The sequence below is a fragment of the Micromonospora sp. C97 genome (assembly GCF_018070385.1).
Lineage (GTDB): Bacteria > Actinomycetota > Actinomycetes > Mycobacteriales > Micromonosporaceae > Micromonospora > Micromonospora parva.
This window is the reverse complement of sequence record NZ_JAGPXU010000005.1, coordinates 174,959-201,194: the sequence shown is the minus strand read 5'-3', so window position 1 is coordinate 201,194 and position 26,236 is coordinate 174,959. Positions and strand designations below refer to the sequence as shown.

Below are 26,236 nucleotides of genomic sequence, written 5' to 3'. Positions count from 1 at the left end.
CTACTTCAGCGCGCACCGTTTGCGTTTCCGGCTGGTAGTTCAGCCGAAGTCCGAGTTGCCGGTAGACCTCGGCTTTGGGCCCCGACACGACCCCGATGCCGACCGTGGTCACGCAGATCCGCCGCCGGCTGCGCCGGGCTGCACCACGCACCGCCACAGCCGCTACCACCGGCCAACGGCACGACCTCCACTCGTCCCCAGACCCCATCGACGGGAATACCGGCCCGGACGCGGCCGCCCTCGACGGCGAAGACCACACCGACGGCGACCAGATCCCTGTGCCGCGCCCGGCGGTGCCGTCCCTGGCGCACCCGCTGGCCGAGGCCTGGCCGTCCGCAGGCCTCGGGCTCATCGGCCCGGGCGCCGACGCCGCTGCCCGCGGTTTCCTGACCGCCGCGCTCGCCGCCGGCGGCCTCGACGCCCCACACGAACGCACCCAGGTGGTGATGCCAGCGGCAACCGCGACGACCCTCCTCGGCACGGATACCGCGACCCTGCCCCACACTCCGCGCCTGACGGTCACCACCACCGTCGAGGAGGCCCTCGACCTCATCGAAGCGCAGATCCTGCACCGCAGCCGCCTCGTCGAGGCAAGCGACGCTGACACGGTGGCCGACCTGCGCACGCTCGATCCGGCGGGGGAGCCGCTGCCGCCGGTGCTGCTGCTGACCCACGCCACCGCAACCCAGCAGGACACCCGCATCGCCGCGCTGCTCACCCAAGGCGCACGCCTGAACATCCACGGGGTGCTGCTCGGCGCCTGGCCTGACGGTGACACCGTCGCCGTCGCCGCTGACGGCACCACAGCCCTCGCCGACACCCGCACCGACCGGAACGATCGCCCCGCCCCAGTGGAGCGTCTGGCCGTGCTCACCTCGGCCGACACCCTCGCCCTGCTCCGCGTCCTCGCCGAGTCACACACCGGCCAACCACCGGCACCCATCGACGCCGCGTCACAGTCAGGCGGTCAGCGATCGGCCACCGGGAACTCGGCGGAGTCCGGCCGCAGCGCCCCGGCCGAGACGCTGGGACCGGCGGAAGCGCCTCCCCCGACGACTGCCGGCACGTCACCCGCCCTCGTCGAGGTCATCGGCCGCAACCCGGCTACCGCCCATCCCCACGGATCGGCCGGGTCGACCGGCATCATCGACACCCGGCCCCATCCGATCGCCGAGACGCACGTCGCGGCCGACGCCGGTGGTCACGACACCACACCCTCTGCAGGGCGGGAGACCGTGTCCCCGGCTAGCGGCGAGCATCGGCAGCCCCACCGCGTGCAGGTATCGGTGCTCGGCCGGCCCAGCATCACCGACGCCGCGGGCCATCCGCCGCTGCGCCAAGGCCCTCGAGGTGCTCGTGTACCTGGCGGTCCACGACGGCGAAGCGACCGTGGACGCCATTCTGGATGACTTGCTGCCCGACGCCCCGACCAGTAGAGGTACGGGCTCGCCGCGTCGTACCCCGAGTACTCGATCTTCACCTGGCCCCTGCGCAGCAGGGTCCGCAACGTCTCCGCCTCGCCCGGCGCGATGGCCGCGTACGGGATGTCCGGCACCTCCTGCGCGTTGTACCACCAGTCCGGGTCGACCGGCAGCGAGCAGACCGTGGTCGGCCAGATCCCGCCGGAGGAGACCGGTTCGATCAGCACCCCGACCGCGCCGGCGGCGCGTGCGCGGGCGAGTTGCGCCGCGCCGATCCGGCAGATGCCGCCGACCGGTTTGTCTGCGTCGATGCTGAGCAGCACGAGTTTGCCCGGGGCGTCGACCCGGTCGTAGTCCGCCGCTCTGCCGCGCCCGCCGTCGACCACCGCGACGTTCCGCCGGCCATCGAACCGGACCACCTGACCGGCGGCAACCGCCACGACGTCACCCAACTGCTGCCCCTGGTCGACAAGGTCCCACGGATCAAGGGCATCCGCGGTAGGCGTCGAGGAGACCATCGCCCTGCTGCACCGGTTCCGCCGCCTGCGCATCCGCTGGGAGATCCGCGACGACATCCACGAAGCCTTCCTCACCCTTGCCTGCGCCATCATCTGCTGGCGCCGCCTCCATTACTCAAAGAGTTGGGAGTTGTAGACGTGCCATCGGGCATGCGCGTCGACCGCAGGGCTGTTGCAACCGTTCGCGTGACCCGGCTCAGTGATCCTGCGCACGTTCGTGCCGATGGACGGATGTCGGCCGCTGTGCTCCCGGACATCCGACTGTCCGCCGAGGCATGATGATCGACATGCGTTACCTGCTGCCTCACCCCGACGCCGTGGCCGATCTCAGCGATCTCGACGTCGGGCTTTACGACGGCACGCAACCCCTCCCAGAGAACCTGGACGACGTCGAGTTGTACGCAGTGCCGTACGGGATCATCGATCCGCGCCTGTGTGAGCCGATCACTCGGATGCCTCGGCTCAACGTTGTGCAGACAGTGACCGCTGGTTACGACCACGTCCTGCCGTTCCTGCGGCCTGGTCTGACCCTGGCCAACGGCCGGGGCGTTCACGATGCGGCTACCGCCGAACTCGCCGTGGCGCTTACGCTCGCCGCCCGGCGCGGACTGCCGCAACTTGTTCGGGCGGGCGACGAGGGCCGCTGGGACCCGTACTGGTCGCGTGGACTAGCTGACGCCCGGGTCCTCATCGTCGGCTACGGCTCGATCGGCGCCGCGATCGAACGCCGGCTCGCCGGGTTCGAGGTAGCCGTCAGCCGGGTGGCCCGGACTGCCCGCCCCGGGGTCCGGCCGATCTCGGAGATCGCGGACATGCTGCCGCACGCGGACGTCGTCATCCTTTCCGCACCGCTAACCCCGGAAACCGAAGGCATGGTGAACTCGGACTTCCTAGCCAAGATGGCCGACGGGGCCCTGCTGGTAAACGTGTCAAGGGGCCGAGTGGTGGACACCGACGCGCTGCTCACCGAACTCAGCAAAGGCCGGATGCACGCCGCCTTGGACGTTACAGAGCCCGAGCCGCTGCCTGCTGGTCACCCGCTGTGGTCCGCGCCGAATGCCCTTATCAGCCCGCACGTCGGCGGCCTGACCGCTGCGTTGTCACCCCGGGCTCGTCGCTTGTTGGTCAACCAGGTCCGGCGGCACGCAGCGGGCGAACCACTCGCGAACGTTGTCGTCGCGCCATGATCGCCCACTGCAGACGTCCGACAACCGGATGATCTATAGCGGCCCGCCGACAAGACACGCTGGAACTTGACAGGGAAGTGAGATGCCCCGTTCCCCGACGACCGCTTCTGGGCCGACCAGAGCCCACAGTCCAGCCGAGTGGGCGGACACCGTCGCCTTCGACCACGCGATCCGAGACGGCTCCGCGCGGGCCACCGCCGACGGTGGTCTTTACAAGAATTCGGGGCGGTTCAGCGTCGGTTCGACCTGAGGATCGGCTTATGCGCGATCTGTGATTGCGGATCTTCGACTGTGCCCGGGTTCACGGCCTTCTGTGGGCGTGACAGCTTCGGTCGGAAGCAGCCGGGGGGAACCGAGCCGGCTGCGACCTGCCGGGCTGCGGTGCCCCGCTTGATCGGGGTGCCACGCTGCCGTGGGCTCCCTAGGTGGCCCCTTGCCGGCGAAAGTCATCGCGTCTGTCCTGGTCAATGCCTCGATGATGCCGTGTGTGCGGGCTGCGGTCGGGTCGTGGACCACATCTCGGTGAAGCCGGACGAGGCGGCCGGTGGCGGCGGTCATGACCTGCACGTTCACGCCGTGTCACTGTTTGTGAGAAGTGACTCTGTGGGGATGGGACGGCGTGGAAGTCTCCTAGAGTGGTTGTTCGTGCTTTACGGCAGGTCGGCGGAGGTCAGCGCACTCGACGAGGTGATCGCGCGGGCTCGCGACGGCGTTGGTGGTGCGGTGGTGTTGCGGGGCGAGGCAGGCGTGGGCAAGACGGCCCTGCTCGACGCGGTGGCCGTGCGTGGCGGCGCGATGCGTGTGCTGCGGACCACCGGCGTCGAGGCTGAGACCGACCTCGCGTTCGCCGCGCTGCACCAGGTGTTGTGGCCGGTGACCGGCATGCTCGACGCGCTGCCCGAACCGCAGCACGACGCTGTGTGCGCGGCGCTGGGGCTCGCCGCGGACACTGCCGGCGACCGGTACCTGCTGGGCGCTGGCGTGCTCTCGCTGCTGGTCGAAGCCGCCGCGCCGGACGGGCTGATCTGTGTGGTCGACGACTTCCAGTGGATCGACCAGGCCTCGGCCGACGCACTGCTGTTCGCCGCCAGGCGGCTGGAGACCGAAAAGATCGCGATGTTGTTCGCCGTGCGCGGGGACGCTCCGGTCAAGGGTGTGCCTCTGACGGTGGAGGCGCGTGGCCTCCCCGGAGCCGCCGCAGCCGAGATGCTGGAGTCCCGCTGCGGTGTGCAGCCCTGTGTGGCGCGGGAACTCGTCACGCTGACCCGCGCGAACCCGCTCGCGCTGGGCGAGATAGCCGCTCGCCTGACACCCGCGCAACTCGCCGGCAGCGAACCGCTGCCCGACCCGCTGCCCGGTGGGACCCGACTGTTCGGCGACCGGGTGGCCGCGTTGTCCGCCTCCGCCCGGCTGCTCGCGCTGGTTGCCGCCGTGGAGGCTGACCTCGACCTGGTCCTGCGCGCCACCGACCGGTTGTCCGCCGAGTGGACGGTACTGCCCGGAGAGTACATGGGGGCGTGGACCGGGCGGATGGCGCTGGCCGAGCTGGAGGAGTCCGGGCTGGCCGAGCTTTCGGGTACGCGCGTGCGCTTCTGCCATCCGCTCATCCGGTCGGCGGTGCACGAGGCGGACACCCCGGCCAGGATCCGCCGGGTGCATGCCGTACTGGCGGAACTCACCGAGGGTGAGCGTCGCGCCTGGCACCTGGCCGGAGCCGCCATGGGCCAGGACGAGCGGGCCGCCACCGAGTTGGTGACCGCCGCGGAGCTGGCGCGCGACCGCGGTGGGTACGGCACCGCTGCCGCAGCCCTGGCCCGGGCCGCCGAGCTGACCCCCGAGCCGCGCACCCGTGCTGCCCGCCTGAAGGACGCCGCCGTCGCGGCCTGGCTTGGTGGTCGCCCCGGGCAGGCGGAGTCGCTGCTGGCCGAGGCCCGTGACCAGGCTGGCGCGGATGCCGGCCTCGCCGTGGAGATCGCCCAGCTCAGGGGCAGGTTTGAGTTGAACTCCGGCAACGCCGCCGAGGCCGTGCGGATCCTGGCGGCGGGCGACAGCCTGGAGATGCTGGCCGATGCCGCGGAGGCCGCTTCGTACGTCGGCGACACGGCGGCCATCATCGAGCTCGGGCGGAGGGCGGCAGGGCACCGCGAGGGATTCTTGCGGGACACGGTTGCCGGGATCGGTCTGGCGCTGGATGGCGACGCTGCCGGGCCGGGTCTGCTGCGGCGGGCGCTGGCGCGGGTCGGCGAGCTGGGGGAGGCGGCGGAGTACCTGTGGGCGGCGGCCGCGGCCAGCCATCTGGGCGAGTCGGATCTGGCGACCGAGATGGCCGAGCGGGCCGGACGGGTGGCCAGGATGTCGGGGATGACCGGGCAGCTGCCGGTCGTGCTGGAGTTCGTGGCGACGGCCGAGCGCATCGCCGGGCGGCTGGCAAGCAGCCAGGCCATCTCCGAGGAGGGCCTGGAACTGGCCCGCGAGGCCGGCTATGAGAACACCGTGGCCGCGCACTTGGCCAACCTGGCGGTCCTGGCGGCGCTGCGAGGCGAGGAGGAGATTTGTGAACGGCAGGCCCGCGAGGCGCTGGCCATCGCCATACCGCACCGGGTAGGTCTGCGGGCAGGGGTCGCCGCGTACGCGCTGGCGCTGCTCGACCTGTGCCTGGGACGCTACGCGACGGCGCATGACCGCTTCACGGCCATCGCCGAGGCGGGACCGGGTGTCGGGCATCCCACCGTGGTGTGGCGGACGGCGCCGGATCGCGTCGAGGCCGCCCTGGGCGCGGGCGACGAGGTGGGTGCGCGGGCGGCGCTCGAGGCGTACGAGCGATGGTCGGCGTACGCCGCGACGTCCGAGTCGCGCGCCCTGCTGGCCCGTTGCCGGGGCTTGGCCGAGTCGTCCGAGGACGCCTTCGGCGAGGCGTTGCGGCTGCACACCAACCCGTTCGAGGAGGCCAGGACGGCTCTACTGCTGGGCGAGCGCCTGCGCCGAGCGCAGCGGCCGGGCGACGCGCGGGCGCATCTGCGGATGGCGTGGGAGACGTTCGAGCGGGCAGGCGCGAAGCCGTGGGCGAGGCGCGCACAAGGTGAGCTGCGGGCGGCGGGCGAGAGCGGGCCGGCCCCGGGCTCGGCCGTGCTGGACGCGCTGACCCCGCAGGAGTTGCGCATCGCGGGCCTGGTCGCCGACGGGTTGTCGAGCAAGCAGATCGCCGCCCAGCTGTTCCTGAGCCCTCGCACGGTCGAGTACCACCTGTACAAGATCTACCCGAAGCTGGGCATCGGCTCCCGCACGGAACTGGCGCGACTAGTAGTTCTACAGAAGGCGCCCGCAGCGGAAGAGGACATGCTCTGAGACATGACTGAGGTGAACATCTGGAGTGAAGAGTTCGGCGCCGTCACAGATGCGCCGATCCTGTTGATCATGGGGTCGATGTCGCAGGGCGTTCTGTGGCCGGACGAGTTCGTCGGCCGCCTTGTCGCCGGAGGCCGCCGGGTGATCCGGTACGACCACCGTGACACCGGCATGTCGGGCACGGTCGACTTCGCGGCACAGCCGTACACGTGGAACGACATCAAGAACGACGTGTACCGCGTGCTGGACGCCCACGGCCTGGAGAGCGCCCACCTGGTCGGCCACTCGGCCGGCGGGCTGCTCGGCCAGTTCGTCGCGGTGGAGCAGCCGGAGCGGGTGCGCTCACTGACCGTCATCGCCTCCTCGCCGCTCGGCGGCGGTGAAGGTCAGGTGATCCTGCGGGCTCTGCTGGGGCAGCCGCAGCCCGAGGACAGCCTGCCCGAGCCGACGCCGGAGTTCGTGGCCTTCTACCGGGCGCTGATGACCGCCGCACCGCCCGAGGACCGGCGCACCCAGATCAACAGCATGATCGCCGAACAGCGCGTGCTGCACGGCACCGGGCTGCCGTTCGACGGGGACGCGGCGCGCCGGCTACAGGAACGACTCTACGACCGGGCCCGCGACCTGACGGCGGTGGCCAACCACCGGCTGGCCGCTGCGGCCAGCCCGGACTTCGAGCCGGTGGGCGTGCTGCACCAACTGAAGGCGCCCACGCTGGTCATCGAGGGCAGCCACGAGCCGGTCAAGCCGGGTCACGGCGCGATCATCGCCGAGCAGATCCCGGGAGCGCGGCTGATGATCACGGCGGGCATGGGGCATACGCTTCCGCCGGAGGTGCACGAGGAACTGGCCGTCGCCATCCTCACGCACACCGCCGAGTGATAGCTCATCTGACTGCACAGAACGGTGAACTGGTCGTGTGGTAGCGGAGCCGAACGAACGTCGCTCTGCTGTAGCAGCGGGCGACTGCTGGCGTGCCGTCACTGAGATGGCCGCTCGGCGGCCAGCGCATTTCGTTGTGTATGCGCTGCTCCGGCAACCCGCTTCGACGTCCTGTCGCATGGACGAGATCCGCGGCCTGATCGACGAATAGTGCGGCCGAATTGACCGGTCTGCCGTTCCTTGCCGGAAAGAGACGATGCAAGTGTTCGATTACACTGTCCCAGCCGTTGAGGTAACTGACCTCACCCAGCGTTTCGGCGCTGTACTCGCCGTCGACCGGGTCAGCTTGAGCATCCCAGCGGGAATGTGTTACGGCATCGTCGGCCCGAACGGGGCCGGCAAGACCACCACGCTGATGGCCATGTGCGGGTTGCGGGAGCCGACCTCCGGCACGGTCAGGATCGCCGGTCATGACCTGCGAACCGATCGGCAAGCCGCGCTCGCCCAGCTCGGAATCATGATGGACGGGCTGTCGCTACCCGAACGGCTGACCGCCACCGAGGTGCTGCGGTACAGCGCCGGGCTGCGTGGGCTGGATGACAGCTGGAGGGTCCGCGCCGAGGACCTGCTGGAGATCCTTGGCCTCGACGCTACTCCACGCGCGCTGATCGTGGAGTATTCCACCGGTATGCGCAAGAAGATCAATCTGGCGCTGGCGATGCTGCACCGCCCCCGGGTGCTGGTCCTCGACGAGCCGTTCGAGGCAATCGACCCGGTCTCGGCCCGCTCCATCGAACAGGTGCTCACACAGTACGTCGCCGCCGGCGGCACGGTGGTCATGTCGAGCCACATGATGGACTTCGTCGAACGAAACTGCCGCCGGGTGGCGTTGGTGGCCGGTGGCCGGGTGTTGGTCGAGGGGCCGGTAGACGAGGTGGCAGCGAACGGGACGCTCAACGAACGTTTCGTCGAGCTGGTCGGCGCCGATCCGGTCCGCCCGTTGAGGTGGCTGACATGACCCGAGCCCTGTTCGCGCTGAAGCTACGCCTGCTTCGCAACGGCCCGCACAACGAGCGCGGATTCAGCCTGGTCACCGGTATGGCCCTGGCCGCGTTGGTGGTCGTCGGCGCAGCGGTGGCCAACCGCGGACTGCTCCACGAAGGCTGGATCGCCGTGGCGCTCACCGGATGGGGAGGCATGTGGCTGTTCGGCCCTCTGACCCAGCCACGCCACGATCCGTCGGTCATCTCGCGCGACTGGTTACGCGGCTATCCGCTGCGGCCATGGCGCGCGGCTCGGGCCTTGTCCTGGACCGAGCTGCTGGGCGTCGGCCCCCTGGTCACGCTGACCTGTCTGTCGTCCCTGGTCGTGCTGGCCGCACCGGGCGGCCTGACGGCGGCCACGATCGGCGCGGTGGCGATGGTGGCACAGCTGTATCTGCTGGTCTGGGCGGGTAAGACGGTGGCGGTGATCGCGGCCTGGCTGTTGCAGACCCGGGCCGGGATGAGGCTGGCCGCCACCCAGACCGCCGTCATGCTCGCGCTGTCGTTCGCTGGCTGGGTGCCGATCGCGGCCTGGTTGCTGCCCCGCCTCGGTCAGAGCGACACCACCCTGGTCCTCCCTACCTTCGGGCAGCTACCCGCGCCGATCATCGACGTGCTCGCCCTCCTGCCCACGGGATGGGGGTACCGCGCCGCGATCGCCGCCCGTGACAACGCCGGGACGGAAGCGGTCGTCGTGCCGCTGATGGCCCTCCTGGCCCTGGGTGCACTGCTGCACATGGGCTGGACCACCCTGACAGCGCGGGCCCTACGCCGCCCACCTCGCCTCGTGACGCCGCGACGCCCTCACGCACCGGGTCGTGGGCTGTCGCTTCCGTTCACGACGCCGCAGGTGTCCGCTGTCGTCTCGCGAGAGCTGGCCACCTGGTCGCGGGATCCCGCGCGCGGTGTGGAACTGCGTAGTGCCTGGCTGACCCCGCTGTTGATGGCGCTCATCATCGGGGTCACCGACTGGAGTTGGGCGCTGCCCCTCGTGGGTTCCGCGGCGGCGGTGTTCGGCGCGATGGTCGCGGTCAACACCTACGCCCTGGACGGCACGGCCCTGTGGCAGCTGCTCACCACACCGGGCGCCCTTCAGGCTGACGTACGCGGCCGGATGGCGGCATGGTTCTTGTTATTCGGCGTACCGTCGATCGTGTTGGCGGCCGTGTTGTGGGCCGTGACCCGCTCTCCGCTGGGCGTCGTCGCCATCAGCGGCGCCATCGCCGCAGCCGCAGTGGCCTGCGCCGTGGCACCGCTGATCGCGCTCCTGATGCCGGCTGTCGGCACCGATGCCCGCGATCGCCGCTATCCTGGACAACGAGCAGGCGATCCGACCGGTGGACAAATGACGATCTTCCCCGTGGTCCTGCTGGGCGCCATTCTCCCCGGCATCATCGGCACCATCACCGGAGGTCACTTGTGGACGCCGGTGCTCGCGGCCATCCTGCTAGCCGCGGTCAGCCTCTCCCTGACCCCCACCCTCACCGCGCGTCTGCTGCAGCGGCGAGGCGCCAGCCTGCTCGACGTGATGGTCTCCAGCGACGCTGCCCTGTTGCACCGTAATCGGCGTCATCGTTGGGGTTACCCGGGGGGATGGGGTTGAGTCGAATTTCGGCCCCGACGAGGCGAGCCCCGCGCCGACCAGCAGCAGTTAGTGGCAGATGCGCCTGGGGCGGTCGTCGTACACGATCGTCCCAGGCGCATCGTGATGCTTCTGGGTTCGTAAGCGCAACGGCCTTCGTATCCAAGGTAGGAACAAGCCTGAGGGGATGCCGAAGATTAACTCGCCTATGTGGGTTCCGAAGGTGGTGTTGATCGGGCTTCGACGCGGTCGCGAAGGGCTGCGAGCGCGGCGGGCGGCTGGGTGGCAGGCGGGATAGTGGTGTCGTGTTGCTGGAGAAGCCGGGTGATTCTGGCCAGGGCGCGGTGCATTGCGGCGTGGTAGATCGACGTGATGTCGTGGCTGAGCGCGGCGCGTCCCAGTACTTGAGGGAGGTGAGCCGGAACGTGTTGCGGATCAGACGTCTGCACCGTGCGGAGCCACACGAGCGGCCAGTGACCGAGACCAAGCCCTGCCTGGCAGCCCTACGCCGGCGCAGGCGATCTGTTCTGGGAAAGCAGGTCTCTGCGGTGGTGGCCGGCGACGCCGAGCACTGTCAGGAGTGTTGCTATGGCCCGGTGCGAACCCCGGTTTTGGGGGAGCAGGTTGGGAGCAGCGGCGAGCCACGGCACGTACTGCCGCAGCCAGGCGTCCACACCGGGCAGCGCGAGGACTCGGGTGATCGCGCCGGCGACGACGATCGCCTGCGCGACAGCCGGCAGGGTGTCCACGCCGGCCGTCGCGGCGGCGACCGGCAGCAGTGACAGCGCGCCGAGGCCGGCGGCCGCCACGGTACGCAGCGTCGCGCGCCATGGGTAGCGGGTCTGGGTCGGGGCCACGGGGGGAGTTGGGGTCGTCATGACGAGCACCTCCGACGGTAGGGTCCAGGGACTGGTTCATATCCCAAGAATGCCTGCTCAGGGGCGGTTGGTGAATGCCGCGTTGCCCCCGGGGAGCGGACGGGGGCAGGGGAAGATCATGGCGGGACGAGTCGCCATGAGCGCGGTCGAGGCTCGGTCTGGGAGTCGCTGACCCCGACGCGTCGGTGGGCGCACAAAGTCGCCGCCAAGTGGCCACCAAGTCGCTGCTGGCCTGATCCTCGTATGAAACGCACGCTTGCGGGGGCGGCAGCCCTCCTCACGACGCTCGGAGTGCTGACGACCCCGGGCGCGGCCGGCGCTGTTCCGATCTGTGAAACCAATCCGCTGGGCTGCGAGCCCCCGCCACCACCGCCACCACCGACGCCGACCGACAAGGCACCCACCGGAGCCGCCCAGGCCACCGGGCCGCAGAACAACGGTGTCCTCGGCATCACCGGCTGGGCCGCCGACAGCAACGGGTGGCCGGTCACCGTGGACATCACCTTCGACGGAGCCCTGGTCGCGTCCAAGCCGGCCAGCGACTTCCGGACCTGGCTGCCGGCCGGGCCCCTCGGGTTCACCCACACCGTCGTCGTCCCGCCGACCGGGCCGGTCCGCCGGCTGTGCGCGACCGCACGCAACGTGCCCGACGGCAGCACACCGGTGGCGTCGGCCGTGCCGCTGGGCTGCGTCAGCTCCCGGCCGTCGAAGCCGACCGACCTGGTGTCGACGGCCGAGAGCGCCTACAACCGCAGCATCCTACGACTGGGCTGGACCGACAACGCGACCGACGAGACGTCCTACCTGGTCACGCTCAGCTACCTGCGTCGGCACTGGGAGGGCAACTACTCCTGGCAGGAGCCGATGAGTGAGTCATTCGTCGTCGCGGCGCAGCCCGGTACCGGACGGATGTCGCTGGTGCTTTCCGACCAGGACGCCAACACCCATTTCCAGGTGCTCGTGAACAGCAGAGTCGGCGAGATCACCTCGGAGTCGCTGAGCGGCGGGGTCACGGCGCCGTGACCACAGGGGGAGATGAGGGAGGTTCGCAGGTGAGACCAGGCAGAATCCGCAGGCGCGTGGGTGCCGCGGCCGTCGGGGTCGTCGTGGCGGTGTCGACGTACGCGGTGCCCGGCTACGCCGCGCCGGTTCCGATCGACGAGGCTGCCCTGCACGACAGTCTGTATGCCGCAGCGGTGCAGTCGCGCACGACCGGCGTCGCGGGCGTGGTCGACGCCGTCGTGGCGGCGGAGATCGTCGACTGGCGAGCGGCCCATCCGAACGTGGACGGCACGCAGGTGGTCCGCCACTTTGGACGCACCGACGCGGCCGTGCGGGCGGCTGTGTCCGGCGTCGGGTCGTCCGAGGGGCTCGCCGCGTTCGCGGCCGCCGCCGCGGGATTGCTCGCGGTCCCTGTCGACCAGGACCCGGCGCAGGCCGCGCTGGACCGGGCCGAGGTGCGCGGGTCCAGCCTGCGCGCCCTGCTGACCGCCACCACGGGGGAGGAACTTGGTGCGGTGGTCACGCCGACTGAGCAGGTGCGTACCGGCAGCCAGAACTTCCTGTGGGAGGTGTCGGCGCCGGGGCGGCTCGCCGGGGCGTGGAAGCGGTTGCACCGGGCGGCGTCAACCGACGCGGGGCTGCGCACGGCGTGGGACGGCACCTACGCGGCGCGCCTGTCGGTCCGGCTGGACACCCCGGCGCAGGACCTGATGGCCCTACCGGCGTTCGCGAGCCGGGTCGACCTGCCGGGCATCCTGGCCAAGAAGGACGACGAGGCGGCGTTCTCCGCTGCCGTACGCACGGCCGTGCAGGCGCAGTTCGAGGCGCTGGAGGCGCTGGCGAACGACCGGATCACCGCCGCGACCGCCCTCAACGCGAAGTTCCCGATCGAGGGCGCCAAGCCGACTGCGGCGGAGGAGGCGGCGGCCAAGAAGTCGGCCGAGGACGCCAAGAAGCTGGTCAGCGAGGCCGGCAGCCTGCTGACCGTGGTCCTCGGCGACATCGGGGGGATCTACGACCCGAAGTTCGCCAAGACCGTCAAGACGGTCGGTGACGCGCTGGTCAAATCGGTGACCTCGGTGATCTCCTACGAGATGACGATCGCCTCGGGTCAGCTCACCGGCGCCGCGTCGGCCGCCGCCGCCCTCTCGCTGACCGGCAACTTCATCGGTGCCGCGATGGCCCTGCTGCCGCTGTTCATGGGCCAGGAGTCGCCGGATCAGATGATCAGCAAGCAGATCAAGGGCCTCAGCGAGCAGGTCCGGCGGATGGCCGAGGGAATCGGCGACCGATTCGACCGGGTCGATGCGAAACTCACCGCGATGTACGACGGCCTGAGCACCCAGCTCGGTCTGCTGGGCCAGGACGTCAGGGAGGTCAAGCGGATCCTCGGCGTGATCGGGGACCAGCTCCACACGATGGATCAGAAGATCGACCAGATGGCGCTGGCCAACCAGGCTGCCTTCGAACAGTTGGCCGCGGACGACGTCGACGACGCCACCGACCGCTACCTGCACCGGGCCGTCCGCGTCGACGGTGGCGCGATCGGGTCGGTGGCCGAGTACTTCGACGAGGTCGACTCGCCGACCCGGACGTTCGCGACGACGGCCGCGAAGAAGGCCCCGTTCGTGGTGCCCGCGGGCACGTCGACCGCGAACCCGGTCAGCGTCCTCGACCTCCATCTGCCCAACGGCGCGATCGACTACCTCGCCGGGTGGGCGGCGGCCAAGGGCGTTCCGCTGCGGCCGGCCACCGGCGACCAGGCGGTCAGCGGCGTGGCGAACCCGTCCGCCTGGCTGATCGGTGCCCGCGCGAACCTCGTCATGCAGCTGGAGAATCCGCAGTTCGCGGCGGCGGTCACGGCGGAGCACACCGCCGGCACCCTCGACGCGGGGAATCGGGTCAACCAGCGGGTGCGGCAGTTCAGCAACCCGGGCGCCGGTGGTGTCACCAACGAGCTGTTCACCCGGCTCGTCGCCGACTACCGGGCCGCTCTCGACGGGTGGTCCGACGCGCTCGACGACGTGGGGCGCGCCGTCCGCTGGAACCAGACCGATCCGGCCTACCCGGCCGCCGGCAACGACCGGACGTACGACCTGTGGGGTGCCCCCGACCAGGCGCTGCCCGCGGCGGCGCAGATCCCGGACGCGCCCGGCCTGACGCCCTGCCGGGTCGGCGACATCGGTATGCCCGCCTGGTCGGTCCCCGCCACGCTGCGCAACTCGGACCTGCCCGCCTACTACGACCTGCTGGCCTACGCGGCGCCGCCCGGCTACCGGCCGACGCTGCGCACCTGTATCGAGGGCGACTTCGTCAACGTCAAGGAGACCATCAGGCCCAAGTACGAGATCTACTCCGGCGACCTGAAGATCACTCTGCGCCACCAGGTGAAGCAGGGCGGCAGTGAGACCTGGCAGGACGTGCGCAGTGTCACCACGACCCGGCCGGTCGGCGTCTACTGCGAGATCTACAACGGCAGCGGGCCCTATCCCGACACCGAGTGCCACAGCCCGTCGGACTACGTGCTCACCCAGTGGCCGCAGTACCTCAACGCACTGCAGACCCAGGGCACCGTCACCACCCATCCCCAGGTCGACAACGACACACTTGCGCGTACCCGGTCGATGCTCTCCGGACGGCAGAAGTACTTCTACCGGGTGGCGGCCGCCGGCACCGGTGTCGAGGCCCCGCCGGTCACCACCTGGGCCGTCTCGCAGACGTTGTGGGAGAAGGGCCGCCAGCTCGCTGAGTCCGTTCGACTTTTGCAGGCGTTCACCCAGTTGGGCTGGGCGAGCGCGCTCGATCGGGACGAGATGATGCACCTCGTCCTGTTCGGTGACCGCTCGCTGCCCGGCGACTACACCGCGCCGCGTGGCGACCTCAACGGCGACACGGGCCGGCGTTACCTCCAGACGGCGTACGCCCAGGCGGTGAGCAACTACGCCGGCTGCGCGCAGGCCGTCGACTGGGATCCCTGCCAGGGCCTGAATTCCGGGTTCGACGCGAAGCAGGGCCAGAACCCGTACTTCGCGTGTGGGCAGGTCGACCGGCCCAACGCGCCGGTCGACCCGCTGGGCCGGTGCGTCTACGCCGTCGCCGGTGACCGGACCAACGAGCTGGCCGGCCGGTACGCCCACTGGTCGGCGGAGATTGCCGGCGGCCGGCACCGGGAGGGCATTCCGGAGGTCACCACCGTCACCAACCTCCTGCGGATCACCAACGAACACCTGCACTGACCGGGGTCGGCACGACGCGGCGGACCCGCACCAGCTCGGTGTGGGTCCGCCGCCCGTACGCGGGCTGACGCCCCCGGCCGCGGGGACTGTCCGCCAGTTGTCTGCACGTGCCGCCGCACTGACCTACGCTCCTGCCCGTGCTGAGAATCGGGGTCCTCGGTCCGCTGCGGGCGTGGCACGGCGACGTGCCCGTGGAACTCGGTCCGCTGCGGCAGCGTGCCGTGCTGGCCCGACTGGCCACCATGGTCGATCAGGTGGTCCCGGTGGACCGGCTCATCGAGGACCTGTGGGCCGGCGACCCGCCACCGCGCGCCCAGGCGGCACTCCAGGTGTACGTGTCCAACCTGCGTCGGGCCCTCGAGCCGGACCGGCCGCCCCGCAGCCCCGCACAGGTGATCGTCACCGCCGCGCCCGGCTACGCGCTGCGGCTGCGGGCGGAGCAGCTCGACGCGGGGCGGTTCGAGGCGTCGACCCGCTCGGCGATGGCCGTGCTCGATGCGGATCCCGAGGAGGCGTACCGTCGGCTTGACGCGGAGCTGGCCTGCTGGCGCGGCCCGGCCTACGTGGAGTTCGCCGATGAGGGCTGGGCCGCCGCGGAGTCGGCCCGGCTGGCCGAGTTCCGTCTTGTCGCCATCGAACACCGGGCCCGGGCGGCGCTGGCGTTGGGCCGGGCCGAACAGGTCGCGCCCGAGCTGGAGCGGCATGTCCAGGCGCATCCGCTGCGGGAACAGGCGGTCGCCCTCCTGGCCCTGACCCTGTACCGATCCGGCCGGCAGGCCGACGCGCTGGCCGTGCTCCGGCGGCTGCGCACCGAACTGGCCGACCAGCTCGGCGTCGACCCGAGCCCCGGCCTGCGGGCCCTCGAGACGGATCTGCTGCAGCAGGCGCCCTCCCTGGAACAGCCGACGCCCACCACGCACCTCCGGCTCGCCGCGCCGCGATTCCCCGCCGCGGTCGTGGCGTCCGCTCCGGTGGACGGGGACCCGCTGCCCCGACCAGATGAGTTGGCCCGGCTGCGCGAGGCCGCCGCGTACGCCGTCCGGAGGGGATTCCGGATGTCCTGGGTGCTGGGCGACGCCGGCGCGGGAAAGTCGACCCTTGGTCGGCTGCTGGTCGGGCAGTTGACGGCCGACGGTTGGCGGACGGCCATCGGCCGCTGCCCCGAGCTGGACGGGGCCCCGCCGGCCTGGGCCTGGGGTGAGGTGCTGCGCGCGTTGCAGACCACCGCTCCGCCGGCACCCGCGCATGCCGACCGGCTCGCCACGCTGCTCAGCGAGGGCGGTGCCCCGCTGCCGACGGGCGGCGAATTCCACCTCCGCAGGGCGGTCGGCGACTACCTCGGCACCGTCGCCGCTGGCGGGCCGCTGCTGCTGGTCCTCGACGACCTTCACTGTGCCGATGGGGAGACCCTCCAGGTGCTGCGGCACCTGGCCGTCGCGTTGGTCGACCGGCCGGTGCTGGTGGTGGCCACCTACCGTCCCCACGAGGTGAACGCCGACCTGGTCGCCGCCCGTGGCGCGCTGACCGGGGGGTGTGGTGAGGACGTTGTCCTCGCCGGTCTGTCCGAGACCGACGTCGCGGAGCTGCTGCGGCGCCACGGCGCGGGGATGGTGGGCCCGGACGTGGTCCGCGCGGTCTGGCAACGCACCGGCGGCAACCCGCTCTATGTCACCGAGACGGCCCGGCTGATCGCCGCGGAGGGACCGGCGGCGGCCGTCGCCGGGGTGCCGGTCGGCCTGCGGCACGTGTTGCGCCGCCGGCTGGCCCGGCTGCCGGCAGCCGCCCGGTCGACATTGCGGACCGCCTCGGTGATCGGCCAGGACGTCGATGTCGACCTGCTGATCGAGGTGGTGGGCGGCCCGGAGGAGACGGTGCTGGACGGGTTGGAGGCCGGGCTGCTGGCCGGGCTGCTCGTCGAACCCGCTCCCGGGCGGGTCCGGTTCGCGCACGCGGTGATGCGCGACGCCCTCTACCAGGACATTCCGCTGCTGCGCCGCACCCGCGCGCACCACCGTGCCCTGGAGGCCCTGGAACGGCGTCGGCCCCACGACGTGGCCGGCCTGGGCCGGCACGCCCTGGCCGGGCTCTCCACGTCCACCGCCGAGCGGGCGTTGCGGTACACCACCGCCGCCGCCCACCACGCCACCGATCTGGACGCGCCCCGAGAGGCTGCCGCGTTGTGGTCGGGGGTGGGCCGGGCGATTGCGCTGCTGCCCGAGACACCCCTGGCGACCCGGCTGGCGGGCTGGTGTGCGCGAGCCGCGGCAACCGCCCGCGCCGGCGATATTCTCACCGCCCGGCAGGTACGCGGCGAGGCCGTCGCGCTGGCGGCCATGGCCGCCGATCCATCCGCCCTGCGTCGGGCACTGAACTGCCTGGATGCCCCGGTCGCCTGGACCGTCCGGCCGGACCGCGCGGTCGACACGAAGTTCGTCGCCGCCGTCGAGGCCGCGCTCGCTGCTCTCGGTTCGGACGCCCCGGTGGCCCGCTGCGAGCTGCTGTGCACCCTGGTCTTCGAGGTGGAGGGCGCCGACGACGACCGGGCCGACGAGGCCAGCCGCGAGGCTCTCTCGCTGGCGCGCGAGTCGGGGCAGCCAGGACTGCTGTGTCGGGCGCTCAACGCCCGCTACTTCCCCGTGATGGCGCCGGCCCGGCGTGCCGAGCTGCCGGCCGTCGGCGAGGAGATGCTGCGGGTGGCCACCGCCCACGGACTGACCGGATACCGGGCCCAGGCTCATCACATCCTCTTCCAGGCGGCGCTGCACCGGGCCGACCTCGTCGACGCTCGCCGGCACGTCGACAAGGCGGTGGAGCAGGCCAACACCGGACAACTGGCACTGATGCTGGCCGTGCTGTCCTGGTTCGACGGGCTGACCGCGTTGCTCGCGGGGGACTATCCGCTCGCCCTGCGGCGCTACGGCGAGGCCGCGACGCGGATGGAACAGGTTGGCGGGCCCAACGCGCAGGCGATGGGAATGCTCGGCCGGTTCGTCGTGGGGCTGACCGGGGGCGGCGCGGCCCAGTCGGTGCCCGAGCTGCGGCAGGTGCACGCCCGGGTGCCCCAGGACAGCCACGACCTGCTCGCCCTGGCCCTGGTGGAGGCCGGCGATCTGGAGCAGGCGCGCGCCGTGTGGAAGCCGGAGCTGCCGATCCGGCCCGACTACTTCTGGCTGCTGTGGGCATGCGTGCGCGGCGAGGTCGCCGCCCGACTCGGTGACCGGAAGGTCGCCCGCAAGTCCTACGCCGAGCTGACGCCGTGGCGGGGGTGTTTCGCGGGTCTGGAAACCGGTTCGCTGTCGCTGGGTCCTGTCGACAACACGTTGGCGGCGCTGGCCGACCTGCTCGACGACCCGTTGGCGGCGGGTCGGCACCGAGCCGACGGGCTGAGCCTGGCACGGCGGGTCGGCGCGGTGCCGTGGGCGACGAGCATCGCCGGTTGACGACCTCGCCGCGTGGCCCGCGACCGGCCAGCCGGAGCGTCCACCGGTGCCGACCATGCGTCCACCGTGAGGCTGGATGAGTGTGGTTGCTCGGGTGAGTGGTGCCGCAGGCGGCACAGTCCATCGGGCACGGATCGGTCAGTGACCAGTTCGCGTATCCGCCGACCTTCCATCCCGGCGCGAGCGACAAGTCGCTCCGATAGTGGGGACGGCTCTCGTCTTCGTCGTCATCCCACTCGTCGAGCCGTTGGCGTAGGTCATCGGGGAGCAGGTCCGCGTATTGGTACTCGCGGACCTGCTCGGGAACACCACACACGGAAGCGGCAGGTACATGTCGCTGATCACCGACGGCTCGGGAGGCGCTTCGAGTAGCGAGCCGACGGATCGGCTGGGGTGAACCGGGGCCGTCGCCGTGCAGCTGTCGCTTGAGGACCATGATCTGGTGCCGGAGAGCGAGGATCTCGGCGTCCTTGTTGCTGTCGCTCGTCGGTAGTAGCCGTAGCAGCGCGAGGGCGTTGGTCACGCCGAGTAGGCCAGTCGAAACAGCACACTCGTCATCGTCGCGCAGTGCTCGACGTAGGGCACCGTTGCGATTCAGCCGAGAGGGTCCGTGTCGGCACCAGCCGCCTGACCTCGCTGATCAAGATGACTGTGGCCAGCGTGGATGAGGTTTTCGGCACCCACAGGGTCCGCGTCGACCGGGTCGTCACCCAAGCTGCGCCGTTGGCGGCACCGCCCGGCCGGTCAGCGTGGCCAGCTCGCGTCGATGGCGCGCAGGGTCGTGTCGAGATCCTGCCGGCCGGCGATCCACGCGGTGGTCTCGCGCCAGAAGGATCCGGCGCCGACCGCGGGCGGCATGGAGTCCGAGCCGTCGAACCGGAAGGTCCGCACACGGTTCAGGATCTGTGCATGGGTCGCGTCGACCGGATGCGCGTAATCGCCCGGGCTCACGTCGGTGAAGGCCGAGAGGGTGCCGCCCTCGTGCGCCCGCGACTGACGGAACCAGTCGGCAGTCGTCATCAGCCGGGCGGTCTCCCGCACCGCCGGCCGGTCCTGGACCAGCGCCAGGATGTCGCCGCCGATGACCGCCCGGCTGCCGTCGGCCGCGTCGGAGCCGGCCGGGGCCGGGAACGGGAAGACGTCGTAGTCGCTGCCGGCCTTCGTGCCCTCGGGGAAAGAGCCCACGATGAAGCTGCTCTGCTTGTTCAGCCAGCATCCGGGCGGGGACTGGAACATCGGCTTGAGCGCCTCGGGAAAGGTGGTCGACACGATGTGGCCGCGTCCGCCGAGCGCGTTGCCGTCGGCGAGAGCGACCTGCTCGAACATCGTGAACGCCCGCTTGATCTCCGGCGCGGTGAACGGCAGCTCGCCGGCCACCCAGCGGTCGTAGACCTCCGGGCCGGCGGTCCGCAGGACCAGGTCCTCGATCCAGTCCGTGGTCATCCACCCGGTCGCCCCACCGTCGGCGATGCCGATGCACCAGGGCGCCGCCTTCTGCTCTTCGCGGATGCGCGCAGTGAGGGCCAGCATCTGCTCCCAGGTGGCCGGCGCCTGGTACGCCGCCTTGCGGAACGCCTGGGGCGGGTACCAGACCAGGCCCTTGAGGTTGAGCGAGAGCGGCACGCCGGCGAGGGTCCCGCCGACCACCCCGTTGTCGATGAGTCCCGGGCGCATCCGGCGGCCGAGTTCGTCGCGGTCGAAGAGGCCCATCTTCTCCAGATCCTTGACGTCGCCCTTCTCGGCGAACTGCGACAGCAGTGCGGGCTGGGGCAGCAGCAGCAGGTCGGGCGGGTCGGCCGAGCGTAGGCGTTCGGGGGCCTCGTTCTCGAAGTCGCTGGAGGTCACGTACGTGACGTGGATGCCGCTCGTCTTGGCCCACTGGTCAAAGTGTCTCTGCATGTACTTTTTGTGATCGGAGGTCGCACCGAGGATGGTGACGGTCTCCGGCGGACCGGTCTTCGCGCTGCCGTCCGGCTCTTGTTCGCTGCATCCGGCGGCCGCGACCAGCAGCACCGCCAGGGCGTAGGCCCCGGTGAGATGACGCAACATCGTTGTCCTACCTCCTGTGACAGCCTGGGCGGGGACCACGACAGCAACCACATCGCTGCCCTTCGATGGTCATTTCTGCCGGACCGTGCCCGGCGCGGAGGGCGGCAAACCGACCCCGTGGTGGCCACGGCCGGACAATCCCCGCGATGACCGGTTCCTGCCCGGGTACCCGGCGCTACAGCCAGCCCCGCTGTGCCGCCTGGACACCGGCCTGGAATCGGCTGGCGGCGCCGAGCCTGTCGAGCAGCAGGGAGACATGGCGCCGGACGGTCCGCACCGAGATCCCCATACTGCGCGCCGCCGACTCGTCGGTGACGCCGAGCGCCAGCAGTTGCAGCAGCCTGCGGTCACTGTCGCTGAGCCCACCACCGGCCGACGCCGTATGGTCCGGGCCGCCGAGCCGCTGGGAGTGTGCCCAGCAGGACTCGAAGAGGGCCGCCAGCGTTTCGGAGACGGCGGGGTCGATGACGATGACGGTCTCGAGACGGCCTTCGTGGCCGGTCGTGAGCACGGCGGTGACCCGGTCGACGACGATCGCCGTGGCAGCCACATCGGCCGCCGTCCGAACCTGACCGCCCTCGCTGACCAACTCGCCCACGTACGCCAGGTCGTCCTGATGCACCAGCCGGTCGTGGGGATAGAGCGCCCGGATCGCCACGCCTCGGCGCAGCGCACACCGGTCCAGGTCCGCAGAGGCGCCGGTGAGCCCGTGCACGGCGGGGCGGTGACTCTGCAGGGCGACGATCTCACGGCTGGCGCCGCGGACCAGCTCGTCAAGCTTGGCCTGGCGCAGCGGCCAGCTGCGGATGCGCTGCCCCGGGCCGCCGCCGTCACCGGTCAGCTGCGCCGCCATCATCGCGGAGAGGTGTACGCGCGCTCGCATGGCATTCGCACGCTGACGGGCCGCGGCGGCCTCGATGTCGGCGAGCCGCTGGGCGAGCACGACGTCGGGCACGACCGGCGCGAGCTGCCCGGGGCGCCGAGGATCGTCGACCAGCAGACCCTCCCGGATCAGTGCCGCCCGGCTGGCGAGTACGGCGTCCTCTTTCTCACCGAGGTGCCGGGCGACCTGCGCCGCTGTCCATGACGGGTTCCGCAGCCAGGTTTCGTACGCCTCCTGGTCGATCGTCGTCAGTCCCAGTGCTTCGAGCATCGATACCCCCGATCGTCGATGTTGTCGGCCGGGTCCGCGAGCCCGTGCCGGTGACCCGCTGCAGGTGGGTGCCAAAAGGGGTGGCGGCATCGGCATGCCAGCCGATCGGCGTTTGACCGAAGCCGGCCCGGAAATCGGACCGGTGAGCAGAATTCGACGTATGTCGATAGTTTTGGAAGGGGAGCGTCCATGACGAGCGCGCAGGAACCGCCCGACGACGAGATCACCGCGGAACTCGAGCGGTACTCCCGGGTAGCGGTCACCGGAGGATCCGGATTCGTCGGCCGTCATCTGGTTTCGGCCCTGGCCGCGCGGCACGGGGATGTGGTCGCCCTTGACGTGGCACCCCCGCCCGTACCGCATCCGCGCCGCACCCAGACCCGCCATGTGGACCTGCGCGACGCCCAGGCCGTCGAGGCCGCCGTCGCCGATGCCGACCTGGTCATCCATCTGGCTGGGAACGCCAGCGGAACGGTCTCGGTCGAGCGGCCCCGCTTCGACTTCGAGACCAACGCGGTGGCGACTTTCAATCTCTGTGAAGCGCTGACGAAATCGGGCGTCGCCCGGCTCGTCTACCTCTCCTCGGCGATGGTGTACGGCGTCCCGCAGGTGACTCCCGTGCCGGAGACGCACCCCGTTGCCCCCTTTCTGCCGTACGCGTCGTCGAAACTGGCCGGCGAACACGCGGTGATCGGCTTCTGCCACGCCTTCGGCCTCGAGGCCACCATCGGCCGGGCCTTCACGCTGTACGGCCCGGGGGAGAAGCCGCAGATCGCCGGCGGCGAGGTGTCCCAGTTCCTGCGCTGGCACCTGCGGGGCCTGCCCATCCACGCCGCCGGTGACCCGGACCGCAAGACCCGCGACTTCTGCCACGTCGAGGACCTGGTCCAAGGCCTGCTCCTACTCGCGGTGCGGGGCCGCAGTGGGGAGGTCTACAACATCGGCTCCGGCACCGAGACGTCTCTGCGGGAGCTCGCCCACGTCATCGAGACCGTGACCGGCGAACCCGCCCGGCTGGTCAGCGACGGAACGGTCACTGAGGACACGTACCGCATGGTTGCCGACATCACCAAGCTGGGTAAGCTCGGCTACCGTCCTCGCATACCCCTGCTGGACGGCGTCCGGAACCTCGCCGACGCGCTGGGCGACCGGCCCGAGTTGCCCGGCGTGGACACCATCTTCCGCGCGGAGCAGCGCCTCGCCGCCAGTTCCGGTCGGGCCTGACCAGCACCCCGCCCTCATGCCCGGTGCTCCGGGTCCCGCGCCGGAGCACCGGGCATGATGAGCAGAGTCGTGAGGACCGACGCACCGACGACCACGGCCCCGATGAACTGCGTGGAGCTGTATCCGGAGCCGGCGCCGATCATGGTGAGGTAGACGGCGACCGAGACCGCGCCGCCGACGTGCGTGGTCGATTCGAACAGCGCGGAGGCGAGCCCTCGATCCTCCGGCGCGGCGTCGCCGATGCACTCTCGGGTCAGCCCCACGTAGATGGGGCCCGCGCTCAGTCCCCAGAGGACCAGGTACACCACCAGCACGGTCAGGGACCCGGCGGTGCCGAACGCCACCAGGGCCAACGTGATCGAACACAGCAGGAGAGCCAGTGCCACGACGCGGCGGGAGCCGTAACGCCGTACCAACCGGCCGGCCGGAGCGGCACTGATCACGGCGCCGAGCAGCACCGGAGCCAGCGCGATGCCGGCCTGCGCCGCGGACAACGAGTACACGTCCTGCAACTGCAGGCTGCCCACGACCACGACCGCGGCGTACGCCGCCGAATGCGCACCGAATGCCAGGCAGCTGGCCACCAGCCGGCGGGACCGCACCACCGACGGCTTGATGATCGGGTTGCGAACCCGCCGCTCCCACCACACCAGCGCGTTCAGCATCAGCACGCCAGCCAGGACCGGCGACACCGTCGCCAGTCCTGGCCCGTGCTCACCGATCCGGGTGGCTCCGTAGATCACGGCGAGCAGCCCACCGGTGACCAACGCCGCCCCGGTGACGTCGAGCCGCTCCCGCCGGCTGCCGGACGGCTCGTCGGCCGGCAGCAACAACAGCCCCGCCACCGCGGCGAGCGCCGCGGCCGGAACAACGACGATGAACACCCACCGCCAGCCGAGGTACGAAGTGATCACGCCGCCGAGGACCGCCCCGGCCATGCCGGCCGTGTTCGCCGCGGCCGCCACCACGGAGAACACCCGGCTGCGCCACGGCTCATCAGGAAAGAGGGTGGCAGCCGACGCCAGCGCCGCGGGAATGGCGAACGCCGCCCCGAGGCCCTGCATCACCCGGCCCACCAGCAGGAGCGCCAGCGTGCCCGCCACCCCGGAGAGCAGCAGCCCGGTCCCGGTCAGCGCGAGACTGGCGACGATCACCCGGCGCCGGCCCCAGACGTCGCAGACGCGGCCGCCGAGGACGAGGAAGCCACCGATGGTCAGCGAGTAGAGGGTCACCACCCACTGCAGCTGCGCGGGCGGTACTCCGAACTCCGCGCCGATGTCCGGCAGCGCCGTGGCGACGGCGAGACTGTCGAACAGCACCAGGAACATAGCGCCGGCCAGCACCAGAGCGGTAGGCCAGCCATGCCTCACCGGCCGCGCCGCGGGCGCCGTCGTCTGCGATTCCATCAGTCCTCCGTGCTCGCCGTATGACCGTCCTCGCCCTCGTCCCCGGCTCGGCTATCCGGCTGATTGCGCCTGTCCAGCGGGCGCCGGCAGGTCGTATCCGTACTGCCGGGCCACCGCACCGAGCTCGGGATCGGAGAAGTACCCGGCCAGGCCCGGTGTCATCCAGGATGTCCAGCCCGACACCGCGCCCTTGCGGATCATCCGCGGTTGCCGCTCCCCTGCGGCGTCCTGCGCCACCACGGCGTCCTCGTGCGCCCGCATCCGCTCGAAACTGCTGGCCTCCGCGGCGGCGCGGAGGGTGTCCGCGGTGACGTCCACCGCAAGCTCGCGCAGCGCCGGCTCGAGTACCTCCACCGGGCGCTGCTTGAGGTCCTCGAAACGCAGTACCGTGGCATGCTCGTACCCCTGGGCCTGTTCTTCCCAGGCCTGGTAGAAGGCCGACCAGTCCTCGACCGGGTTGGACGAGAAGTCACCGGGACCGCGCAGCCAGTCCTCGAACTCGTCGGGCACCTTGTCCCACTCCTCCTCGCCGAAGGAGCGGCGCCACTGGTGCAGCGAGTAGAGGGCGTCGCGCGGATCCCGCACGATGATCCAGACTCCGCCCACCGGGAGCCCGTCGAAGATCTCCGGGGGGTGGTGCGACTTGACGAAACGCGGCCACGGGCGGATCGCCCCAGGACCTCCGGCCTCGCTGTCCTTGTCGTGCAGCGAGGCGAGCCGGTCCCGGTAGGCCGCATGCGTTCGCACGCCGACGGCCGTGCCGTCCGCCTGCAACCGCTCGGTGTAGGCGTCGACGTAGTTGAGTCCCGCTTCGAAGAGGATGTTGCCGATCAGCGACTGGCCAGCCCCACCGCAGCTGGCCACGACGATGTCCCGTGGACCGAGCTGCTTGAGGTTGTCTGCGTACAGCTCGCTGAGCCGTGCGCGGGCCAGGGTCGAATCCGGCCGGTGTGCCATGAAGGTGTTCCTTTCTCTTGGTGATGGATCTTTGCGGACGGACGTCGTACGCACCGGCTCAGCCGGGCGGACGACCCCGGCTGAGGCATCATCGGGTCCAGTCGGGGGCGAACTCGGGATCGCTCAACCGCACTGAGCGCCGCTGGGCCAACTCACCGATCGCCTTCATGTCGTCGTCAGCGAGCACGAAGTCGAATACCTTGAGGTTCGCGACCAGATGGGGTACTGCGGTCGAACGGGGAATCGCTGCGACACGCGGCTGCTGTACCAGCCAGCGGAGGGCGATCTGCGCCGGGCTGCGGCCGTACCGATCGGCCAGCGACCGCATCAGCGGCGCACGAGCAACGGCGCCCTGCGCGAGCGGCGAGTACGCCGTCAGGCAAAGGTCCAGCTCGTTCGCCCTGTCGAGTAGTTCCTCCTGGGCGAGCAACGGGTGGTACTCGACCTGATCGCAGAAGACCGGGGCGTGCCGGGCAGCCTCCAGCAGCAGCCCGGAGGGGAAGTTGCTGACGCCCACCTGACGGGCCTTGCCGGCCTCCCGCACCCGGCGCAGGGCGGTCATCGTCTCGGCCAGCGGCACGTGCGGCGCGGGCCAGTGCAGCAGGAGGAGGTCGACGTATTCGGTGCCCAGCCGCCGTAGGCTGGCGTCAGCGGAGGCGTACACCCGGTCGGCCGCCGCATCCGTCCACCACACCTTGGTGGTGATGAACAGCTCGTCGCGAGGGACGCCACTGGCCCGCACGGCGCGGCCCACCTCGCCCTCGTTGCCGTAGAACGCCGCCGTGTCCAGATGGCGGTAACCCAGGGACAGGGCCGCCGAGACGGTGGCGAAGCAGGCGTCACCGCGTAGTTCGCCGGTACCCAGGCCGAGACGGGGAATCCGCTCGTCCCCGCGAACGGTAACGTCCATGAG

General features: G+C 70.9%; 17 protein-coding genes and 2 pseudogenes. 12 read left to right on the top strand and 7 right to left on the bottom strand.

Annotated elements, in window-relative coordinates; genetic code table 11:
* Positions 1-95 precede the first annotated feature (95 nt).
* From KBX26_RS10480 to KBX26_RS10465, 4 genes and pseudogenes are all read left to right on the top strand, one after another.
* The gene (locus KBX26_RS10480; protein ID WP_210865317.1) at positions 96-1,409 is read left to right on the top strand and encodes a hypothetical protein; all 1,314 of its coding nucleotides are present in this window, start codon (positions 96-98) and stop codon (positions 1,407-1,409) included.
* A 120-nt stretch (positions 1,410-1,529) separates the two neighbouring features.
* Positions 1,530-1,775 (top strand): hypothetical protein, encoded by a 246-nt coding sequence (locus KBX26_RS10475; RefSeq protein ID WP_210865375.1) that lies wholly within the window; start codon positions 1,530-1,532, stop codon positions 1,773-1,775.
* A 65-nt stretch (positions 1,776-1,840) separates the two neighbouring features.
* Positions 1,841-2,075 (top strand): annotated as a pseudogene (locus KBX26_RS10470) (hypothetical protein); the annotation flags it as partial.
* Positions 2,076-2,226: 151 nt separating this feature from the next.
* Positions 2,227-3,126, top strand: a complete 900-nt coding sequence (locus KBX26_RS10465; RefSeq protein ID WP_081883702.1) for a 2-hydroxyacid dehydrogenase — start codon at positions 2,227-2,229, stop codon at positions 3,124-3,126.
* A gap of 299 nt (positions 3,127-3,425) precedes the next feature.
* Here KBX26_RS10465 and KBX26_RS33180 read toward each other — a convergent pair.
* Positions 3,426-3,705, bottom strand: a pseudogene (locus tag KBX26_RS33180) (hypothetical protein); the annotation flags it as partial.
* A gap of 66 nt (positions 3,706-3,771) precedes the next feature.
* Here KBX26_RS33180 and KBX26_RS10460 point away from each other — a divergent pair.
* From KBX26_RS10460 to KBX26_RS10445, 4 genes are all read left to right on the top strand, one after another.
* Complete coding sequence (locus KBX26_RS10460; protein WP_210865316.1) at positions 3,772-6,471, top strand: AAA family ATPase; 2,700 nt, start codon at positions 3,772-3,774, stop codon at positions 6,469-6,471.
* Positions 6,472-6,474: 3 nt separating this feature from the next.
* Positions 6,475-7,353, top strand: a complete 879-nt coding sequence (locus tag KBX26_RS10455) for an alpha/beta hydrolase (RefSeq protein ID WP_210865315.1) — start codon at positions 6,475-6,477, stop codon at positions 7,351-7,353.
* A gap of 346 nt (positions 7,354-7,699) precedes the next feature.
* Complete coding sequence (locus KBX26_RS10450) at positions 7,700-8,371, top strand: ABC transporter ATP-binding protein (RefSeq protein WP_374224254.1); 672 nt, start codon at positions 7,700-7,702, stop codon at positions 8,369-8,371.
* A gap of 80 nt (positions 8,372-8,451) precedes the next feature.
* Entirely contained in the window at positions 8,452-9,999 is a 1,548-nt protein-coding gene (locus KBX26_RS10445) for a hypothetical protein (protein ID WP_210865314.1), read from the top strand.
* A 482-nt stretch (positions 10,000-10,481) separates the two neighbouring features.
* Here KBX26_RS10445 and KBX26_RS10440 read toward each other — a convergent pair whose 3' ends face one another.
* Positions 10,482-10,856 carry a hypothetical protein gene (locus tag KBX26_RS10440; RefSeq protein WP_156057297.1) on the bottom strand — a complete coding sequence of 125 codons (375 nt, stop codon included), beginning with the start codon at positions 10,854-10,856 and terminating at the stop codon, positions 10,482-10,484.
* Positions 10,857-11,147: 291 nt separating this feature from the next.
* On the opposite strand from KBX26_RS10440, the gene KBX26_RS10435 reads away from it, so the two are divergent.
* The 3 genes from KBX26_RS10435 (at position 11,148) to KBX26_RS10425 (ending at position 18,534) form a co-directional block, all read left to right on the top strand.
* Positions 11,148-11,879: a hypothetical protein gene (locus tag KBX26_RS10435; protein WP_210859363.1), complete on the top strand. Its 732-nt coding sequence runs from the start codon at positions 11,148-11,150 to the stop codon at positions 11,877-11,879.
* Positions 11,880-11,908: 29 nt separating this feature from the next.
* Positions 11,909-15,094 (top strand): hypothetical protein, encoded by a 3,186-nt coding sequence (locus KBX26_RS10430; RefSeq protein ID WP_156057295.1) that lies wholly within the window; start codon positions 11,909-11,911, stop codon positions 15,092-15,094.
* A 137-nt stretch (positions 15,095-15,231) separates the two neighbouring features.
* Positions 15,232-18,534, top strand: a complete 3,303-nt coding sequence (locus tag KBX26_RS10425) for a BTAD domain-containing putative transcriptional regulator (RefSeq protein ID WP_036410755.1) — start codon at positions 15,232-15,234, stop codon at positions 18,532-18,534.
* A 744-nt stretch (positions 18,535-19,278) separates the two neighbouring features.
* Here KBX26_RS10425 and KBX26_RS10420 read toward each other — a convergent pair.
* Together KBX26_RS10420 and KBX26_RS10415 are read right to left on the bottom strand one after the other, a co-directional pair.
* Positions 19,279-20,583: an ABC transporter substrate-binding protein gene (locus KBX26_RS10420; protein WP_051708171.1), complete on the bottom strand. Its 1,305-nt coding sequence runs from the start codon at positions 20,581-20,583 to the stop codon at positions 19,279-19,281.
* Positions 20,584-20,758: 175 nt separating this feature from the next.
* Positions 20,759-21,736, bottom strand: coding sequence for a LuxR C-terminal-related transcriptional regulator (locus KBX26_RS10415; protein WP_051708170.1), 978 nt, complete (start codon positions 21,734-21,736; stop codon positions 20,759-20,761).
* 189 nt (positions 21,737-21,925) lie between these two features.
* On the opposite strand from KBX26_RS10415, the gene KBX26_RS10410 reads away from it, so the two are divergent.
* Positions 21,926-22,960, top strand: coding sequence for an NAD(P)-dependent oxidoreductase (locus tag KBX26_RS10410; RefSeq protein WP_081883693.1), 1,035 nt, complete (start codon positions 21,926-21,928; stop codon positions 22,958-22,960).
* A 14-nt stretch (positions 22,961-22,974) separates the two neighbouring features.
* On the opposite strand, the gene KBX26_RS10405 is transcribed toward KBX26_RS10410, so the two are convergent.
* The 3 genes from KBX26_RS10405 to KBX26_RS10395 form a co-directional block, all read right to left on the bottom strand.
* Positions 22,975-24,366, bottom strand: coding sequence for an MFS transporter (locus KBX26_RS10405; protein WP_081883692.1), 1,392 nt, complete (start codon positions 24,364-24,366; stop codon positions 22,975-22,977).
* 51 nt (positions 24,367-24,417) lie between these two features.
* Complete coding sequence (locus KBX26_RS10400; protein WP_030328590.1) at positions 24,418-25,323, bottom strand: sulfotransferase domain-containing protein; 906 nt, start codon at positions 25,321-25,323, stop codon at positions 24,418-24,420.
* Between the two features lie 88 nt (positions 25,324-25,411).
* Positions 25,412-26,233, bottom strand: coding sequence for an aldo/keto reductase (locus KBX26_RS10395; protein ID WP_030328588.1), 822 nt, complete (start codon positions 26,231-26,233; stop codon positions 25,412-25,414).
* Positions 26,234-26,236: the final 3 nt, after the last annotated feature.

Excerpts from the sequence above, each read along its gene's own strand:
- KBX26_RS10395 (WP_030328588.1), bottom strand. The coding sequence starts at position 26,233 with ATGGACGTTACCGTTCGCGGGGACGAGCGGATTCCCCGTCTCGGCCTG.
- KBX26_RS10455 (WP_210865315.1), top strand. The coding sequence starts at position 6,475 with ATGACTGAGGTGAACATCTGGAGTGAAGAGTTCGGCGCCGTCACAGAT.
- KBX26_RS10405 (WP_081883692.1), bottom strand. The coding sequence starts at position 24,366 with ATGGAATCGCAGACGACGGCGCCCGCGGCGCGGCCGGTGAGGCATGGC.
- KBX26_RS10410 (WP_081883693.1), top strand. The coding sequence starts at position 21,926 with ATGACGAGCGCGCAGGAACCGCCCGACGACGAGATCACCGCGGAACTC.
- KBX26_RS10420 (WP_051708171.1), bottom strand. The coding sequence starts at position 20,583 with ATGTTGCGTCATCTCACCGGGGCCTACGCCCTGGCGGTGCTGCTGGTC.
- KBX26_RS10445 (WP_210865314.1), top strand. The coding sequence starts at position 8,452 with ATGGCCCTGGCCGCGTTGGTGGTCGTCGGCGCAGCGGTGGCCAACCGC.
- KBX26_RS10480 (WP_210865317.1), top strand. The coding sequence starts at position 96 with ATGCCGACCGTGGTCACGCAGATCCGCCGCCGGCTGCGCCGGGCTGCA.
- KBX26_RS10400 (WP_030328590.1), bottom strand. The coding sequence starts at position 25,323 with ATGGCACACCGGCCGGATTCGACCCTGGCCCGCGCACGGCTCAGCGAG.
- KBX26_RS10475 (WP_210865375.1), top strand. The coding sequence starts at position 1,530 with ATGGCCGCGTACGGGATGTCCGGCACCTCCTGCGCGTTGTACCACCAG.
- KBX26_RS10465 (WP_081883702.1), top strand. The coding sequence starts at position 2,227 with ATGCGTTACCTGCTGCCTCACCCCGACGCCGTGGCCGATCTCAGCGAT.
- KBX26_RS10415 (WP_051708170.1), bottom strand. The coding sequence starts at position 21,736 with ATGCTCGAAGCACTGGGACTGACGACGATCGACCAGGAGGCGTACGAA.
- KBX26_RS10440 (WP_156057297.1), bottom strand. The coding sequence starts at position 10,856 with ATGACGACCCCAACTCCCCCCGTGGCCCCGACCCAGACCCGCTACCCA.